This is a genomic window from Prauserella sp. PE36, assembly GCF_003311655.1.
GTDB classification, from domain to species: Bacteria; Actinomycetota; Actinomycetes; order Mycobacteriales; family Pseudonocardiaceae; genus Prauserella_A; species Prauserella_A endophytica.
Genome location: NZ_QEQT01000071.1, coordinates 26,676 through 43,543, shown reverse-complemented (window position 1 = coordinate 43,543; position 16,868 = coordinate 26,676). Strand labels below are relative to the sequence as shown.

The window sequence follows — 16,868 nt, the reverse complement described above, 5'->3', positions numbered from 1 at the left end:
GGGGATCGCGTGTCTGACGATCCCTAAAGCCGCCAGGAGATCGCCTCGGCCGCCGGGTCGTAGCGGCAGCTGGCGCCGGTGGAGACGGTCGCCCGCAGATGCGCGGCGAGCTGGGGGTGGCGATCGTCGAGCTTGCGCAGGGTGTCGCGAATGCGTGCGGTCACGGCCTTGCGGGCCCGCTCCGCCTCGTCGCCGAGGCGGCGCTGGCGCCCCGCGAGTCCCGCGGCCGCACGCAGCTCGTTCAGCAGCGCCGCCCGTTCGCGGTCGAACTCCACCGCCCTGCGGTCGTCGCCGCGGGCGGCGGCGCTGTCGATCTCCTCGTCGAGCACGGCGAGCCTGCGCCGGTAGCTCGCCCTGGCCTCGTCGTCGAGAATGTCGTCGCCGCCAAGGCGTTTCGCGGCGATCACCACCTCCCCGCCGTCGGGGTTGAGCAGCTCCACTGCGGAGACGTCCGTGCCGGGCCTGCTGATCAGGTGGTGCAGGTCGCGCAAACCCTTGGCGTCGGGCAGGTGCACGGTGTGCCCGTCGAGGCCGAGCGACCACACCTCGCCGGTGAACCGGAACTCGCCAGAGGGCTTGTTCTCCCTTACCTCCAGTGTGGATACCGGGGTCGCGAGCGTGATCCCGAGTTCTCCGGCCTCGCGTTCGAGCTCGCCCCGCAGCGCGGCGGCGCGGTCGGCGTCGCCTGGTGCGCCCCGGCCGAGCAGCGCCTCCACGAGCCCTGCCCTCGCCTCGATCGACCACACCCGGGTGCGCATGGCGTCGGCGGATCGCCACGCCGCGGTGAAGCCCTCGATCGCCCGGTCCCAGCGCCGCTGGGCGGCGTCGACCGCGGCGATCCAGTAGTCCACCGGGCCGCTCAGGTCGAAGCCGTACATCGAGACGAGGTACTGGCCCGCGAACGGCGTCAGCTCGTCCCGCGACCGTTCGCACAACTCGGGGTCGCGCGTGACGGCCGCCGTCTGTGCCCGCAGGCGCAGCCAGAGCGGCCCGATGCTGCGTGCCTCCGCGTCGTCGCCGGGACCCTCGTCCAGCAGGCGCAGCGCGGGACCCGGGTCACCTTTCCGCAGCGCGGTGATGGCGGCGATGAGCGGCGCGTGCGAGTAGTCCTCTGGGCCGATCGTCTCGTGCAGCCGGTCCAGTTCCTTCAGGTCGCCCTTGAAGTAGAGCAGCTGCCAGCGCTGGTGGTGGCTCATGGGAAAGAGTTGCTCGTGCGCGGCGGACCACGATCCGTCCGCGCGGGCGGCGAGGTCCTCCGCGTCGGCGAACCGCCCGGTGAACGCGGCGATCAGGCTCTGGTCGATCAGTGCGCCGATACCCATGCGGGTGTCACCGACCCTGGCGGTCAGCGCGACGAACTTGTCGAGCTGGTCCAGGTAGGCCGGGTCGCCCGTCTCCAGCAGCGCGACCCAGCGCAACGAGGTGGCGAACTGCTCGGTCTCCAGGTCGCCGGTGCGGCGCGCGACGCTCGCGAGCTCCTCGGTGAGCGCCACACGCTGCTTCGAGCTGCCGAGCCCCCAGATCGTGTCGTGCAACGACCACAGGGTGAACCCGAGCGTCTCGTCGTCCCCGTCAGCGCGGGCGAGCTTCTCGAGCCGGAAGGTGAGCTCGGCGGCCAGCTGCTGCTGGGAGCGCTGCTCGGGCCTGCCATCGCCGATCAGCGCGCGATGGGCCTCGGCGAGCAGATCGCCCGTGCGGTCCCGCCCCGACCCACGATGGGCGTGGTACGCGGTGAGGGCCACCCGCGCGAGGAGCGTGGGATCCTCCCGGCCGAGGGCGAACGTCCTGGCCTCGTCGAGCACCCTGCGTGCGCCCTCCGCGTCGTGGTCGTGGTCGAGCTGGCGGAACAGCTCGAGCGCGAGCACGGTCCGCAGCCGCGGCTCCTCCTCTCCCGCGAGTTCGAGTCCGCGCCGGTAGTGCCCGACGGCCTCCTCGGAGGCCAGCCTGCTGGAGGCGTGCCGCGCGGCGGCCAGCACCAGCCGTACCGCGTGGGCCCGCTCGATCTCCTCGCCCGCGAGGTAGGCGTGGCGGGCGAGGTCGGCGGGGAACACCCGCTCGGCGAGCGAGGGGGAGCGGTCGAGGGCGCGCACGACGGCGGCGTGCCTGCCGCGCAGTTCGGTCTCGTCGAGCGCGTCGTAGAGCGTCTCGCGCACCAGATCGTGGGCGAACGCGAAGGAGCCCCCGCCGCGCGAGAGCACCAGGCGGGCCGCCGTCGCGCGTTCCAGCAGGCGGTCGACCTGAGGGACCGGCGCGGAGACCGTCGCGGCCAGCACCTGCCGGTGGAACTCCCTGCCGAGCACGGCGGCACCGGTGAGCAGCCTGGTCACGGGCTCGGGCAGCAGCGACAGCCTGCGGCGCACGGCGTCGCGCACGCCCGGCGCGATGGCGGTGATCGTGCCGCTGCCGTGCCACAGCCGGGCGGTCTGTTCGACGAAGAACGGGTTGCCGCCGGTGCGCCGGTGCACCTCGGCGACCAGGTCGGCGTCGGGCTCGCCGCCGATGGTGCGGGCCATGAGCTCTCGGACGTCGGCGGGCTCCAGCCCGGTCAGCGTCAGCGTGGTCGCCCTGCTCAGCAGCGAGGTGATGAGCGGGGTGAGCGCGTGGTCTGCGGCCTCGACCTCGACATCGCGGTAGGTGCCGACCAGCAGGACGCGTTCGAACCACGTGTGCTGGGCCGCGAACTCCAGCAGCTTGAGCGAGGCCGGGTCGGCCCAGTGCAGGTCGTCGAGCACCACGACCACGGGCCGCTCCTGCGACACCGCGACGAGCGCGCTGGTGACGGCGTCGTAGAGCTGGAAGGCGTCGGCCTGTTCGGTGGGCGAGGACTCGCCGAGCAGGATCCCGAGCCGGTCACCGGCCGCCTGCTCGACCCGTGCCCATTCCTCGGTGGTGGTCCCTCGGCGCAACCCGCGCACGACCTGCACCCACGGCCAGTAGCCGGGCGCGTTGTCGGAGTCCCAGCACGACCCGCCGAGCACGAGCGCGCCCTGCCTGCGGGCCTCGTCGGCCGCGTTGGTGACCAGCGTCGTCTTGCCGATCCCGGCCTCACCGGTCACCAGGACGAGGCCGCCGTGACTCTCGGCGGCCCTGGCGACCTCGGCGCGCAGCTGCCCGGCAGGGTGCTCACGGCCGATGAGCGCGCCCGTGGGGTTCTCGGTTCGCATGGCGCTTCCGACCCTAGCGACTGCGAGCCCGGATTGTCGGCTCTTATTCGGGTGTCAGCTGGCCCGGAAGAACCGGTCGAGCACGCGCGTGCCGAAGCGCAGCGCGTCCACCGGAACCCGCTCGTCGACGCCGTGGAAGAGGGCCGAGAAATCCAGGTCGGCCGGCAGCCGCAGGGGAGCGAACCCGAAGTTGCGGATGCCGAGCCGCTGGAACGACTTCGCGTCGGTGCCGCCGGAGAGCATGTACGGCAGGGTGCGGGCGCCAGGGTCCTCGGCCAGCACCGCGGCGGTCATGGCGTCCACCAGCGCGCCGTCGAAGGTGGTCTCGACGGGCGGCAGTTCCATCCACTCCTTCTCGATGTCGGGGCCGAGCAGCTCGTCGAGCTCGCGGTCGAAGGCCTCGAGCCTGCCGGGCAGGATCCGGCAGTCGACCGCGGCCTCGGCGGTGGAGGGGATGACGTTGGACTTGTAGCCGGCCGTGAGCATCGTGGGGTTGGCGGTGTCGCGCAGGGTCGCACCGATCATGCGCGAGATGTTGCCGAGCTTGGCGACGGCGCCCTCGAGGTCGTCCTCGGGGAAGTCCCAGCCGGTGATCTCGGTGACCCCGGCGAGGAACTCGCGGACCGAGTCGGTGAGCACGAGCGGGAAACGGTGGTTGCCGAGCCTGGCGACGGCCTCGGAGAGCTTGGTGACGGCGTTGTCGCGGTGGATCATCGAGCCGTGGCCCGCGGTGCCGCGCACCCGCAGCTTCATCCAGCGGATGCCCTTCTCCGCGGTTTCGATCAGGTAGGCGCGCACGTTGTCGCGGAGAGTGATCGAGAAGCCACCGACCTCGCTGATGGCCTCGGTGGCGCCCTCGAAGAGGTCGGGCCGGTTGTCGACCAGCCACTGCGCGCCGAACTTGCCGCCGGCCTCCTCGTCGGCGAGGAAGGCGAAGATGATGTCGCGTGGCGGGACGATGTCGTGCCGCTTGTAGTGCCTGGCCAGCGCGAGCGTCATGCCGACCATGTCCTTCATGTCGACCGCGCCGCGGCCCCACACGTAGCCGTCCTGGATGGCGCCGGAGAAGGGGTGGACGGACCACTCGGAGGGGTCTGCGGGCACGACGTCGAGGTGCCCGTGGACGAGCAGCGCGCCCCGGCTGGGATCGGCACCGGCCAGGCGGGCGATCACGTTGTGCCGGTCCTTGCCGCCGGACTCGACGTAGGTGATCTCGTGCCCGACCTCGGTAAGCTTCTCGGCGACGAACTCCGCAGCGGCCCGCTCGCCGACAAGGGTGGTGGGGTCGCCGGTGTTGGTCGTGTCGATGCGGATGAGCTCGCTGGTGAGCGTCACGGCCTCATCGGCGGCGGCGTCGATCAGGTTAGGTTCGGTCACCTGACATTCCTATCATTGGTGCAGGTGAGACTGGTGGGACGCCGTGTGGTGCCCCCCGATGCGAGGCCGGGAAGGCGTGGGCTACTCTATTCCCCAGCAAGTCCGAGTGGCGGAATGGCAGACGCGCTAGCTTGAGGTGCTAGTGCCCGTAAAGGGCGTGGGGGTTCAAGTCCCCCCTCGGACACCAGCACAATCCCTACGGCCTGGTCTGATGGTCGCATACATCGCGTCTTCTTCGTGTAGGTACGTCATCTCCAGGTTCAGTGACTCGTAGAGCGCCCGGAGGTCTTCGGGTTCGGCTCGGTTGATCGTCCGGCCGACATCGCCGAGGTAGTCGATCATGGCGTGGATCTCGGCCTCGTTGAGCGCATCGGGAGGTTGGGCATTCTGTAGTTCGGCTTGGGCTGCTTCGCGCTGGGCTTGCGCTTCGTTGATCGCCTCCACGAACGCGGCCGGATCAGCGCCTGCGCCGATGGCCTCGGTGAGTCGCCGTAGTCGTGTCTCGGCGTCGGCGAGGCGCTTCCGGAGTGCCTCGCGCGGCTGCTGTCCTTGGGTGGTGCCTTGTGAGGCGAGCAGTGCGGCGACGGTGCTGTCGCGGTTGTCGCGGTGGAACAGGCCACCGATCCACTCGTTGAGCGGTTCCAGCACAGCGGCCTCGGGCAGGTAGACGTTCGTCGGGTGATCCCTCAGCAGGGGTGACGACGGAACCAGGGTGCGCGCGGCGCAGCGGTAGTAGATCCGATCTTGCCGGGGCGTGCCTTCCATCCGGCGGGTGCAGTACCCGCAGTGGACGCGCCCGCGCAGCGCGTACACGTGCTTCATGTGGCGTTTTGGCCCGCGCTCCAGCTTCCTGCTTGCCGAGAGCCCTCCCGCAGCCCGTGACCGTCGCCGTAAGGCCGCTTCGGTGAAGGTCTCCACCGACACGATCGCGGGGTGCGCGGGCTTGCGCGAGCGCACGATGCGGTCGGGCTCGGAGCGCCGGAACCGGACGGCGTGACCGGCCGAGATGTCCTCGGGGTCCAGCAGGACTTCCTGCTTGGTCCAGCGGCCGAAGAAGGCGTAGCCGGTGTAGCGCGGGTTGTCGAGGATCGCTCGGACCGCGCTGGCCTGCCAGCCATCGGCGAGCCGGTGCCGGTTCTGCTCCCGCCGATGGGCGGATGGGCACGGGATGCCGTCGCGGTTAAGGACGTTGGCAATCGCTCGGTCGCCCTGGCCGTCGAGGTAGGTGGCGAAGATCCGGCGAACGACCTCGGCGGCAGGCTCGTCGATGGCGAGAACCCGCAGCCGGTAGCCCTCGGCAGCCTTTCGTGGGTTGGGATGCGGACCACCGTCGACGCTGATACCCGTAGGGCGGGCGGCCACCCTGGTATCTGCCCTCGTTGATCACCTGCGCGTCCATCGCTGCCCGCACCCGTGCCTGGACGTGCTGGCGTTCCGACTCGCTCATGCCGCCGAGGACTCTCATCAGCATCTTGTGCGACGGGTTGCGCGGATTGAACTTGCCGCCCAGTTCCGGCACCCACAGCTCGACCCCGTAGGCCGCGAACTTCGGCGCGATCAGGGAGAACTGGTCACCGAACCAGCAGCGGGTGCCCTCGCCCACGGTCGTGGACATGCGCGACGAACCTTCGCCTGCCGCTGCGCCAGATGGCGCATGCACCAACTGTCGGACCGCGGCACCGATCTGCTCGACGTTTGTCCCGTTCCCATCCACGACGCCGCACCTCAAGCTGCTAACCAGCTCCGACGTCGCCGGCACTGGCGCCCCGGGCTTCGCCGCTAACAGGAGGTACTTATGTCCGCACGCATAGCACCCGCCACCGCCGCTCCTGCGCGCATCGTCGACCTCGAGCTCAGGCGGCTGCTCGAGACGGAGGTGCCCGTCCGATGAGCAACGAGGCTGTGGTGAGCGGCCTGCCGGTGGCGCAGGGCCGCGCACGATCGGTAAGCGTGTTGCTGATCGGCTGTGTGCTCGTCTACGGCCTGCTCGAGGCGATGATCCTGCCCGCATTGTCGCTCATTCAGCAGGGGATTGGCGCGACGCCGGCGCAAGCCGGGTGGATCATCTCGGCGATGGCGCTCGCCGGCGGGGTCGCTACCCCGGTCGTCGGCAGGCTTGCCGACGTCCGCGACCGGCGGGTCGTCTTCCTCGGCGTCCTCGCGATCGTCTGTGTGGGGATCGCGCTTGCAGGGCTGGCCTCCTCAGTCGCGGTGTTCGCGGTCGGCCAGGGCCTGCAAGGCGTCGGGATCGGCCTCGTGCCTCTGGCCATCGGCATCGTCCGCGACACCGAGCCACCCGAGAAGCTGCGGAGGACCAACGGCCTGCTCGTCGGTGGAATGGCCGTCGCCAATGCGGGTGGTGTGCTGCTGGCGGGGCCGATCCTCTCCGTGCTCTCGTACCCGTGGCTGTACTGGATCGCCCTGATCGTGCTTGTACCACTGATGGTGCTCGCTGTCCTCGTGATGCCGTCCTATCCGCCTGCAGTGCGGGGCAGGGTCGACTGGACAGGTGCCGTCCTGCTCGGCATCGGCCTGGTGGCGCTCCTGCTGGGCGTCACGTTCGTCGCGTCGACCGGGTGGACGTCGGCTCCCGTGCTCGGCCTGGGAGCGGTGGCCGTCGTCGCGCTGGCCGTGTTCGTCGCCGTCGAGCGGCGGGTCGTGGAACCCCTTGTCGACCTGCGGCTGGGCGGCCGGACGGTGACGATCGTCCAGCTGACCGCGTTCGCCTCGGGTGTGGCCTCCGTGGGGCTGATGATCGCTGTCCCGACGATCGTGGCGGCACCGGCAGCGACCGGGTACGGGCTGGGCTCGACCCCGGTCGTCACCGGGCTCATCATGTTCCCGCTAGGCGTGCTCGGTGCGATCGTCTCCCCGCTGGCCGGCCGATTGGAGAGGCTGGTGGGGTCGCGCATGGTCATGGTGCTCGCCGGGGTGCTGTTTCTCGCCGCGGGGCTGGTCATGTTGGCCGGCCGGTCCGATGCTGTCGTGCTGGCCGTCGGCGCTGGCCTGGTCGGCGTGGCGGTGGGCCTCGGCCTCACCCAGGGCGTCAACATCATCGCGCTCACGCTTCCCGCGGACCGCGTCGCGAGCGTCTCCGGGGTCGCCTACGTGCTGCGTGCGGTGGGCCAGGCGGTCGGTGCTCAGCTGGCCGCCACCGTCATGGCCCTCGAGTTGACGCCGGGTATGCAGCTGCCGAGCTGGAACGCCATCACCTGGGCGTTCCTCGGAGCGAGCGCCGTGGGTGCCCTCGTGGCGGCGGTGTCGTTCGGGCTTCCCGCCCGACTGACCAGTTCACGCTGACCCGTGTGCAGTTGACCGACAAAGGAGCCGATCATGGCGTTGACCATCCGAAGCCTCGCCGACCGCGTGTGGGACCACGTCCTGCGTACCGAGCCGCACTATGCACTGCGCAACGGGCAACCCGTCGAGCGACTGCCGTGCGGGTCGCACGAGGAGGCGGAAGAAAGAGTCGCGGTGGGCCGGTCCGTGCGCGAGGCGCTCATCGGGATCGACGTTGCCGCGCTCGAGCAGGACGAGCGGAATACAGCCGCTCTGCTCCGCTTCGTCGCCGACGACTGGACGCGCGCCGACGAGTCATGGTGGTGGCACTTCCCGGTGGCGCCCTACCAGATGTTCGAGTTCAGCCACACGGCGCCGCAGGTGTTCGACGTGATCACCTTCGCCGACTCGACGGCCGACGTCGAGCGTTTCCATGCCCTTGCCGCAGACCTCGCGCGACGGGTACGCGTGGCGGAAGCGAAGCTTCGCGCGCAGGCCGAGCGTGGCTGGGGGATACCGCGCGCGGCGTTGCCGGGGTTCGTGTCCACGGTCGAGGGTATGCGCGTCGCGATGCGACGGTGGCTCACCCTCGACGACTCCCGCCTCGAACCCCTGTCACCGGCCCTGCGGGGCAGGCTGCAGGACGGGCTGCGGCGGGTTGAGGAGAACGACATACTGCCGGCGGTCGACTCGCTCCTGCGCTACCTCGACGGCACGGGGCGTGACACCGCGGCCGGCGGGGTCGGGCTCGGCCAGTACCCCGGAGGCGAGCGGGCGTACCGGGAACTGGTGCGTCAATATGCCTCGTTCGACATCTCGCCGGAGGAGGTGCACGAGCTCGGGCTCGCCCAGGTCGCCGAGCTGACCGAGCAGATGGCGAAGCTCCGCGCGGAGGTGGGTTTCGACGGCGACGAAGCCGCGTACCGGAGAGTGCTCGAAGCGGACGAGCGGTTCCACGCACGCGGCGCCGACGACGTCGCCGCGACCTACCGGCGGCACATCGCCGCCATCGAGCCACTGGTCGGGGGCTGGTTCTCGGTACTACCCGAGGCAGGCTACGAGGTCGAACGCCTCGATCCCGAGCTCGAAGCCGGGCTGTCCTACGGCTACTACGAGCAGCCAGGCCCGACAAACCCCGCCGGCCGTTACCGCTATAACGGGTCCGGCCTCGACACCAGGTCCCAGATCGACGCGGCGACCCTGATCTATCACGAACTCGTCCCCGGCCACCATTTCCACCTCGCCCGCCAGGAGGAAGACGCCTCGCTGCACCCGGTCCGCGGCGTGTTCGCCCCCGAGCTGCTCGGTGCCTACACGGAGGGCTGGGCCGAGTACGCCGCGTCGCTCGGGACGGAGATGGGCCTCTACACCGACCCATGGGATCGCTACGGCCACTACGTCCACCAGCGTTTCACCGCGCAACGGCTCGTCGTCGACACCGGGCTCAACGCGCTCGGCTGGTCCCTCGAGGAGGCGGCCAGGTACATGGCGTCGACGACCATGGAGTCGCCGGGGCAGATCCGTACCGAAACGCTGCGCTACTCGACCGACATGCCCGGTCAGGCGCTCGGCTACCGCCTCGGCTTCCTCAAGTTCTGGGAGCTGCGCAGCCGCGCGGCGGAGGCGCTCGGGCCCGCGTTCGACGTCCGCGACTTCCACGAGATCGTTCTCGGCGCCGGCGCCCTCCCGCTCACCGCCGTCGCCGAGAACGTGGCGAGCTTCGTGGCGGAGCGGACCACCTGAGAATGCTTGTCCGACCAGCGGCACGCCAGCTTGCGGGCCGAAGGGCCCTTCGAGTGCGGTCGTGCGGGCGATTACATCAATGAGTTCCTCGCAAGGACGACGCGCGACTCGCAGGCACTGTTGAAGAGCTTTTCCGAATGGACGCATGGCGGCGAGGCACGTGGCCGAACTTGCTGACACCTACAACGACCAATGGAGGTACAAGCGGCGGCGAATGAATCTCGCTACGTCTGGCACTCGACATGTGAGGCACCGAGGCGTGCACGCCCGGTTCGCCGGGGATTCCCGTGACCGGCAGGGTGGTGAGTTCTTGCGTCGGCTGCTCGAGCACGTCCGGCAGGTAGCCGCCGGGCAGGCCGGATGAGTGGTTTCAGCGGCAGCCGAACGGTCACTGCCGCGGACCGGTCGGGATTCGCGAGCTTGAAATCGGTCAGGTATGTCTGCACCGGCGCGTCGATCGGGCCGCCGGAGCGACTACCACGGTGGCGGGCTGGATAGCTCTGTGTGCCGGGCGGGTCCGTTGCGCGTCCGCTGATGGGCTGGCGCTGGCTGGGGGCCACGCCCTGATCGGATGCGCCGGCGGCACACGCCAGGATGATCCAAGTCCTTGCCGAACTCCCGATACCCGGCCATCGCACCTCGAAGTGTGGCGATGTCTTCGGGCCGCCGTGCGCATCATCTGTCGCACGGCAGGAGGGAGGACGCGACATCTGTCGCTCGCAATTCGGGGGGTGCTGATGCATAGTTGATCCACGCCCCTACCACGGGAGGTGTGTGCGATGGCAGATGACCTGCAGGACATCGTCGACAACCTGGCCGAGCGGCTGCAGCGGTCCGTGGCGATCGATGACCCGAACATCCGGTTGCTGGCCGCGAGTCGCCATTTCGGTGACGAGGACGCATCGCGAGTGTCGTCGGTGCTCAACCGCTCGGTCGCCCCGCAGCTGTGCGAGCAGATCCTCGCGCAAGGCATTGCGCAGTGGACAACGCCGGGCCGGGTGATCGTGCCCCTGGAGGGCACCTTGCCGCGGCTGTGCATCCCGATCCGCTGCGCCGGGTTGCTACTGGGCTACCTGTGGCTCATCGACCCCGACTCCACACTCGGCGATCGGGACCAAGACATTGCCCGGGAAGCGGCCGAACGCGCCGGTGTGGTTCTGTATCGACAGCTCATCGTGCACGAACGCAGCAGGGCACGGCATGAGGCGATCCTGCGGGAACTCGTGGCCACCGATCGTGCCATCCGCTCCCAGGCCGTGGACGACCTTCGGGCCGAGCAACTGTTCCCGACCACCGGCATGTACTTCCAGGTTCTCGGCATGCAGCACCAGGGGCCAGATGGCATCGCTGCCCCGCAGACCGTAGCCATGGAAGCCGCCGTCGAAGATGCGCAGAGCTGGATGTCGCAGCGCTCGGCAGCCCCCGCCTGCGCCCTGATGGCCACCAACAAGTCCCGAGCATGGTTGATGCTCGCCCAGCCCCAGCCGCCGTCTCGCCGGGAGCTGGACACGATCTGCAGCAGACTCACCGCGCGGTTCGACCGGCTCACCCAGGACGGCGTCCAGCTCGTGCTGGGCATCGGAGGCCTCGCCCACCGCGTCGAGAACATTGTCGAGTCCTACCGCCAGGCCTTTCTTGCGGTGCGTGCGGCACAGCTCGTGCCCTCGATCGGACCGGTCGCCCGGTGGGGCGCACTCGGCCCCTACCAGCTGTTGCTGAGGATGCCTACCGAAGACCTGCTCGCGGCCGCGCAGGTGCCCGCGCTGGTCACCCTGGACAAAGAAGACGGCCATCGTGGGCTCGTTGCCACTCTGGAGGCATTCCTCGACAACGCCGGCGATGTCGCCCGTACTGCACGGAACCTGAATGTCCACCGCGCGACGCTGTACCACCGGCTCAAACGAATCGAACAGCTCACCGGCTGTGAGCTGAGCCGGGGAGACGACCGGCTGACCCTGCACCTGGGACTGAAGCTGCGCGCCCTCGCCGCTGCCCACCGCAACGAGACAACACTGACTTTGACCGAAGACAAGCCGGCAAGAATGCGCTCGGTGTCCTGATACCGGGTGTCAACCTCCGGCAGGAGTTGGAGCGTTTCTCGTGCACGAAAACACCGCCGGGCGCGACACATTCCGCGACGGTTCTCGGAATGCCCGAGGTCCAGTCATCGATAATCGTTCTCAGCCGAGGACCGTGCCTGAGTTCTCCGCGTTGTAGGGGCGTTTGCGGGAGAACGCGGACAGGTCGATCTCCAGTCCGGTGTGCTCGCCGACGAACCGCGCCGGTCGTTCATCATGGTCTACACCGTTCTCGGTCTGCTCGATGATCGTCGTGAGGAACTTGCCGACGACTGGCGCGTTCTTGAACTGGTTGCCGCTGGTGCCCATGGCAACGTAGAACCCTCCTAGTTCCGTACGGTCGTAAATGGGGGTCCAGTCGTCGGCGACGTCATAGACGCCCACGACCCCGCGGGCGCGGTTGGGTATCTCCAACTCCGGCAGTCGTCGCGCGGCGCGTGTGACCTGTGCCTGGAACACCGGCATCGTCGGATGCATGGTGACCGCATCCGGGTCATCCACCCACTGCAGGGGATCACACTCCGGTTCCGTACCGCCGACCAGCAGGCCCCCGCCGACCTCGCCGCGCAGGTACGTCCCCAGGTCCATGTCCGCGATAGAAATCCCGACCCCATCACCGCTGCGGTAACCCGCAGGAGCCGCCACATGCGCGACCTCCTGACGCAATGGCCGGCAAGCCACCGTGAAATCCGCGCCCACGCCGGCGAGCTTGTTGATCCGCGACGACCACGGCCCCGCGGCGTTGACAACGACGCCACACGGGATCCTGCTGCCGTCGGCACACATCACCGCCGTTACCCGGCCGTTGGCCCGCTCGACCCTGTGCACGGTGGCGCGGAATCGGAACTCGGCACCATACGCTTTCGCGGCAACGGCCAGATTCTGCGCTGCCAGCGCGGGATCGCTCACGAAACCCGCGTCGGGCGTGTACACCGCGCCCAACGTGGCCTCGGCCGCGGTCCAAAACCGATCGTCGTCAATGCGCTTTGGTGGCCAGTAACGGCCGACATCGATACCAGGTATCCGTTCCCCCAGATCCGCACTCGACCACTCCTCGAACGGAACGCCGACCTCCTTGAACAGTGGCAGGTACATCGACCGCGGTGCGGCCGGGACATCCAGCATCGCCAACCCGCACCGCTCGAACCGGGCAAGGTCCCCGACATCGCTGCCAAGGTGCTCCGCCCATGACCGCCAAGCGAAGTGCGCCTCCCACGCCGCGGAGACGCTGGCCAAGGTGGAAAAGTTGAACCGCACCACCGCGCTCGACGCGCCCGTGGAGCCATGTCCCGCTCCTCCGGCCTTGTCGACGACCGTCACCCGCCAGCCGCGCCGAGCAAGTTCCAGCGCGATCGAGGCACCCACGACCCCCGACCCGATCACGACGACATCCGTGGCCATAGACCCACTCCCTCGCGTTACAGAATGCGCGACGCGGACGACGCACGATGACACCCATTGTCGAGACGCATGGAGCCGCGCAGCATCAAGCGTTTGTCGGACCTCTCTTGGCCAAACGACGTCATCCGTCGAAGACGTGGACCGACCCTGCGGTAGCGCTGTATCTGATCTGCAGCGACTGCGGTCAGACAGCCGGACGGAGCGTGGCCCATGGGCCCTGCCGTGTCGGTGCCGGATGGGCGAGCTCTGCGAAGTCGCCCTCGGAGATCGCCGGTTTTCGACGAACGGCGCGCCCGCGCCCGCGCGGAAAAGATCTTCGACACCTGCCAGCGCATCCTCGCCATGGCGACCGACCGCGAGATCCCACCGGCTCGGACGGCCGACCACCTCGCCGAACAGCGCATCGCCGAGATCAGCCGTCCGCGCGGCAGCTGGAGGCCGAACCAGGCCACCGCGCCGAGCCGCGTGAGGTCGCGCCGTGAAGGGAGCCGACTCCGAGCCCAGCACGACGATGGGGGAGAAGTTCGTTCGTCAACGCCTCGCCATGCACGTCGCCGGATTCGACGGGGTCCCGCGCGTCATCAGACTGCTGCACCAACGGCGAAGACTCAACGGGCTACCAAGCACGCTCAAAGTCCGCCGCAAGACATCCAAAGCGATCAGCCGATCTGGGACTAGCCGTACTGCCCTGAAGGGTTTGCGAACGCGAGGGACTCGTGAAGGGACGATCGTGGCGTGACCGAGGGCCTCCGGGTTCGGCGTGGACCACCACTCCGCAACCGACGCCCGGGAGGCCCTCTTGTCCCGCCGTAACGCCCTGCTGAACCCGACCGCCAGACTGCGTCCGGCCCGGTGTGCGGTAGGGAAGGCTGGCCACTGCGCTGAGCACCGAGCGCTTCCAGTCCCGGTCTCCACCGCGCAGCGCCGGGCCCGCACCAAAGTCCGGGTACTGCGCCGGTGGGGCCCGGCGCGGACGGCGTTCTTCCGGGGGTTGAACCCATCCACGGTGCACCGGGTGCAGGTCCGCTCCGGGCTCGCCTGCTGAGCGGGCCGCGACGGTTATGGGCGGACGGTGGTAAGTCACGGATATGCCAATCCTGGGCCCCATCAGCATCGGTCTGCGCTGGGGCTCAGCTCGTGCCATGTCGAGCTCGTACATGACAAACGCCGGCCATTCGTTGTCACCCGCGAGGGAGGGCTCCTGCTGTTCGCAGCGTCGTGGCGTGCTCCCAGACGCTGGGTTGCGCCGGCGTGTTCCGGCCTGCGTCCGCGTGAAGGCGGGCGGCAAACTTGCGTGCGTGCCAAGGTGGGCAGCATGGGTCGGCAGAAGATGCTCGACCAGGGACGAGGACGTTTCAGACCTCGGGGATGCGGCTGTCCACAGTGGCGATCGTTCGTGCGATTTCGACCACCTCCTGCAGCCTGGCCATCATCGCGGCGTCCCCCGACACCTGTGCGTCGGGCGCGGGCACCTCGCGACCCTCCCGCTCGGCTCGGGCCGAGCGCATCATCGTGGTCCAGTCGACGCTCACCGTGGCATCCGGAGTGGTCGCCGGGGGTCCCAGCCGGAACCGTGCTCCCGTTGGGGAGATCTCGAAGGTCCAGTACTCCACGCCGCTCGGCGCCCCGTCGAGGCGGTACGTCAGCGAGTGCGTACCGCCGAAGGCCGCGGCTGCCTTCTTCACTGCTACCGAGTCGGCGAGAAGTCGGTTCATCTGCGCGACGTGGTCGGGGGACATGAATTCTGGGATCTGCATGCTCGCTAGTCCTCCTCAGGGGTGGGCGTCGATTATCGCCGCCGCCTCACGCTGAGGCGCCGCCCGTCGTTGAAACCTCGCCCGTTCGCGGGCGTGGCGGGCGCACATGTCAGTGCGTTCCGTGCATGGAGGACGGGCAACCCGGCAAGCGCGGACCATGATGGAGAAATCGTTGGTAGTGAACCTCTTCCTCAAGCGGAGCTGGAAGCTCCGCAGTCAACAGCGGCTGCTCCGGGAGCGCGTCGAGATCTACCAGTGCACCGTCCTTTATGACGGCGTGGATGCTTTGGTAGCTCTTCGCGCCTTGTAGCGGGTCCTCGTCGAGGACCACCATGTCAGCGATCTTGCCCGCTTCGAGTGTTCCGAGATCGTCGTCGACCTTATACGCCTGGGCGACGTTGCGAGTCGCCGCATGCAGCAACTCCATCGGTGACATGCCTTTTTCTTCCATGGCTCTCAGCCAGACGAAATGACCTGTTGCCAGTCGTCCCAGGGCTTCTTCTTCGGGCAAGCCGTTCCAGGTGTCTTTGATCATCGGTTCCTGTAGGACTTCCGGAGCGAAAATGCCACCGTCGTTGGCGAGGAGGATCTTCGCGCCCGAGTTGATGAGATTACGAGTATTCGTATCAGCGGCCTTCCACATCGTCCATTCCATGTCCGAAATCGATGCCTTCAGGGTTTCCAGGCCATTATTTGTTAATGGGAAGACGACGGCGCCGCAGTTTTCTCGTGCAAATAGTTCAAGGGTCTCGTCCGGGATCTCGGTAGGCCCCGTCATGTTGCAATGCTGTACGAGATCGCAGCCTGCCTCGATCGACAGTCTCAAACCCTCAACCGATGAAACGTGCGATTGTGCGGTCAACCCGGCGCGATGGGCTTCTTCGACGATGACGCGTTGTGTGCGCTCCGAAAATTGGATGAAGGCGCCGGCCGCGGTCGCACCATGTTCGTTCGCCGCGTACTTGACGAAATCTATACCGCGCTCAATGTACCGGCGCACCTCTTTGCCAACCCCTTCGGGGGTCATCCACATCAAATGCCGACCAGTATTTTCGACCCATGTCGCGTTCACTCGGTCGACGAAATGAGAGCTCCCAATCCCGGGTATTCTCCTATCGAAATCCCCGGAGAACGGACCGTCGAGTCCGACTATGTTGCCGGCGCAGCGAATACGGCTGCCAGCGATCTCACCTCGGTCGATCTTTTCGCGAACTGTCGTGAGCGCACGCCGCGGGCCCCAAGTGTCGAAAACTGTCGTCATTCCGCCTTTCAGAGCAACCTGGGCGGCCTCGACAATCAGATCCTCGTAACGCCCTTCATAGCGAACGAGCGTTTCGAGGAAGATGTTGATGAGGAGATGCACATTGGCGTTCATCAGCCCGGGAATGATGAACTTCCCGCTGAAATCGACGGTTTCGGCGTCTGCCGGTACCGGAAGCTCGTCAGGTTGGCCGACCGCCACTATACGGCCATTATTCGTCAGGATAGCCCGACCGTCGATTCCTTTGTCGGAAACACCGTCGATGATGGTAGCACCGGTAATCAGGAGTGACATTGTCTTCCCTCATGGGTCGGCTGCGTCCCCTGTCGGGTGCAGCACGTCGAGTTCAACGTTCGACGCGGCGGGGGTGATGGCCGCGCTTTCCAGATCTCGTGGAGCGGATCGCCTCTAGCGATGAAGGTTCATGGTATGACCGCAAGTCCAGATCGGCTACGTACAGACGTAGCCGGAACGTGGTGGGATGCTCGAAGATTGTCGATGTGGCCGTCAGCGACCGCTGCTCGGCTCGAAATCGAGGGTGTTCGGGAGAGCCGAATCGATTCGAGGAAATCGGGCTGCCCGAAATGGCGACGGGGTCGAACTGACGCGAGATCAGCGAGATCCTCGATCACCGACGGTTGTTGGCTGCCGGATCCTTGCGACATCGCTGACTCCTTCATGGTCGATTTCGGATGGGCGCCCCCTATGGGCGGCAGGGAACGGAGCCCCACGGCGCCCGCTCCGACCACCACGACCCGTTGCGGCGGGGAGAACCTCATGTCAACTCCTCTTCCTCATGATCCAGCCA

9 protein-coding genes, 1 tRNA gene and 1 pseudogene are annotated in these 16,868 nt (G+C 68.0%); 5 read left to right on the top strand and 6 right to left on the bottom strand.

The genetic code is table 11. The features are described from left to right. Nucleotides 1–23: 23 nt before the first annotated feature. Both DI005_RS19090 and DI005_RS19085 read right to left on the bottom strand, forming a co-directional pair. A complete protein-coding gene (locus DI005_RS19090; protein WP_112274192.1) occupies nt 24–3,164 on the bottom strand; it encodes an AAA family ATPase in 3,141 nt (1,046 codons plus the stop codon). Nucleotides 3,165–3,218: 54 nt separating this feature from the next. Further along, a complete protein-coding gene (locus DI005_RS19085; protein ID WP_113642998.1) occupies nt 3,219–4,541 on the bottom strand; it encodes a M20/M25/M40 family metallo-hydrolase in 1,323 nt (440 codons plus the stop codon). Nucleotides 4,542–4,641: 100 nt separating this feature from the next. Between DI005_RS19085 and DI005_RS19080 the strand changes: the two genes are divergently transcribed. After that, nucleotides 4,642–4,728 (top strand) — tRNA-Leu (locus DI005_RS19080). Here the strand turns inward: DI005_RS19080 and DI005_RS19075 are convergent. Further along, a complete protein-coding gene (locus DI005_RS19075) occupies nt 4,707–5,903 on the bottom strand; it encodes a recombinase family protein (protein WP_233520202.1) in 1,197 nt (398 codons plus the stop codon). The genes DI005_RS19080 and DI005_RS19075 overlap by 22 nt on opposite strands. A gap of 525 nt (nt 5,904–6,428) precedes the next feature. On the opposite strand from DI005_RS19075, the gene DI005_RS19070 reads away from it, so the two are divergent. From DI005_RS19070 to DI005_RS19060, 3 genes are all read left to right on the top strand, one after another. Next, nucleotides 6,429–7,841, top strand: coding sequence for an MFS transporter (locus DI005_RS19070; protein WP_113642997.1), 1,413 nt, complete (start codon nt 6,429–6,431; stop codon nt 7,839–7,841). Nucleotides 7,842–7,874: 33 nt separating this feature from the next. Then, nucleotides 7,875–9,563, top strand: coding sequence for a DUF885 family protein (locus DI005_RS19065; protein ID WP_113642996.1), 1,689 nt, complete (start codon nt 7,875–7,877; stop codon nt 9,561–9,563). A gap of 779 nt (nt 9,564–10,342) precedes the next feature. Continuing rightward, the gene (locus DI005_RS19060) at nt 10,343–11,623 is read left to right on the top strand and encodes a CdaR family transcriptional regulator (RefSeq protein ID WP_113642995.1); all 1,281 of its coding nucleotides are present in this window, start codon (nt 10,343–10,345) and stop codon (nt 11,621–11,623) included. A 120-nt stretch (nt 11,624–11,743) separates the two neighbouring features. Here the strand turns inward: DI005_RS19060 and DI005_RS19055 are convergent, their stop codons facing one another. Further along, entirely contained in the window at nt 11,744–13,042 is a 1,299-nt protein-coding gene (locus DI005_RS19055; protein WP_113642994.1) for an FAD-binding oxidoreductase, read from the bottom strand. Between the two features lie 799 nt (nt 13,043–13,841). On the opposite strand from DI005_RS19055, the pseudogene DI005_RS39020 reads away from it, so the two are divergent. After that, nucleotides 13,842–14,081 (top strand): annotated as a pseudogene (locus DI005_RS39020) (IS481 family transposase); the annotation flags it as partial. Between the two features lie 316 nt (nt 14,082–14,397). On the opposite strand, the gene DI005_RS19050 reads toward DI005_RS39020, so the two are convergent. Both DI005_RS19050 and DI005_RS19045 read right to left on the bottom strand, forming a co-directional pair. Next, nucleotides 14,398–14,799, bottom strand: a complete 402-nt coding sequence (locus DI005_RS19050) for a hypothetical protein (protein ID WP_113642993.1) — start codon at nt 14,797–14,799, stop codon at nt 14,398–14,400. Nucleotides 14,800–14,908: 109 nt separating this feature from the next. Further along, a complete protein-coding gene (locus tag DI005_RS19045) occupies nt 14,909–16,354 on the bottom strand; it encodes an amidohydrolase family protein (RefSeq protein ID WP_113642992.1) in 1,446 nt (481 codons plus the stop codon). Between the last annotated feature and the right edge of the window lie 514 nt (nt 16,355–16,868).

What these genes read in the sequence shown, in the direction of transcription:
- DI005_RS19090 (WP_112274192.1), bottom strand. Translation starts at nt 3,164, where the DNA reads ATGCGAACCGAGAACCCCACGGGCGCGCTCATCGGCCGTGAGCACCCT.
- DI005_RS19065 (WP_113642996.1), top strand. Translation starts at nt 7,875, where the DNA reads ATGGCGTTGACCATCCGAAGCCTCGCCGACCGCGTGTGGGACCACGTC.
- DI005_RS19045 (WP_113642992.1), bottom strand. Translation starts at nt 16,354, where the DNA reads ATGTCACTCCTGATTACCGGTGCTACCATCATCGACGGTGTTTCCGAC.
- DI005_RS19055 (WP_113642994.1), bottom strand. Translation starts at nt 13,042, where the DNA reads ATGGCCACGGATGTCGTCGTGATCGGGTCGGGGGTCGTGGGTGCCTCG.
- DI005_RS19050 (WP_113642993.1), bottom strand. Translation starts at nt 14,799, where the DNA reads ATGCAGATCCCAGAATTCATGTCCCCCGACCACGTCGCGCAGATGAAC.
- DI005_RS19070 (WP_113642997.1), top strand. Translation starts at nt 6,429, where the DNA reads ATGAGCAACGAGGCTGTGGTGAGCGGCCTGCCGGTGGCGCAGGGCCGC.
- DI005_RS19060 (WP_113642995.1), top strand. Translation starts at nt 10,343, where the DNA reads ATGGCAGATGACCTGCAGGACATCGTCGACAACCTGGCCGAGCGGCTG.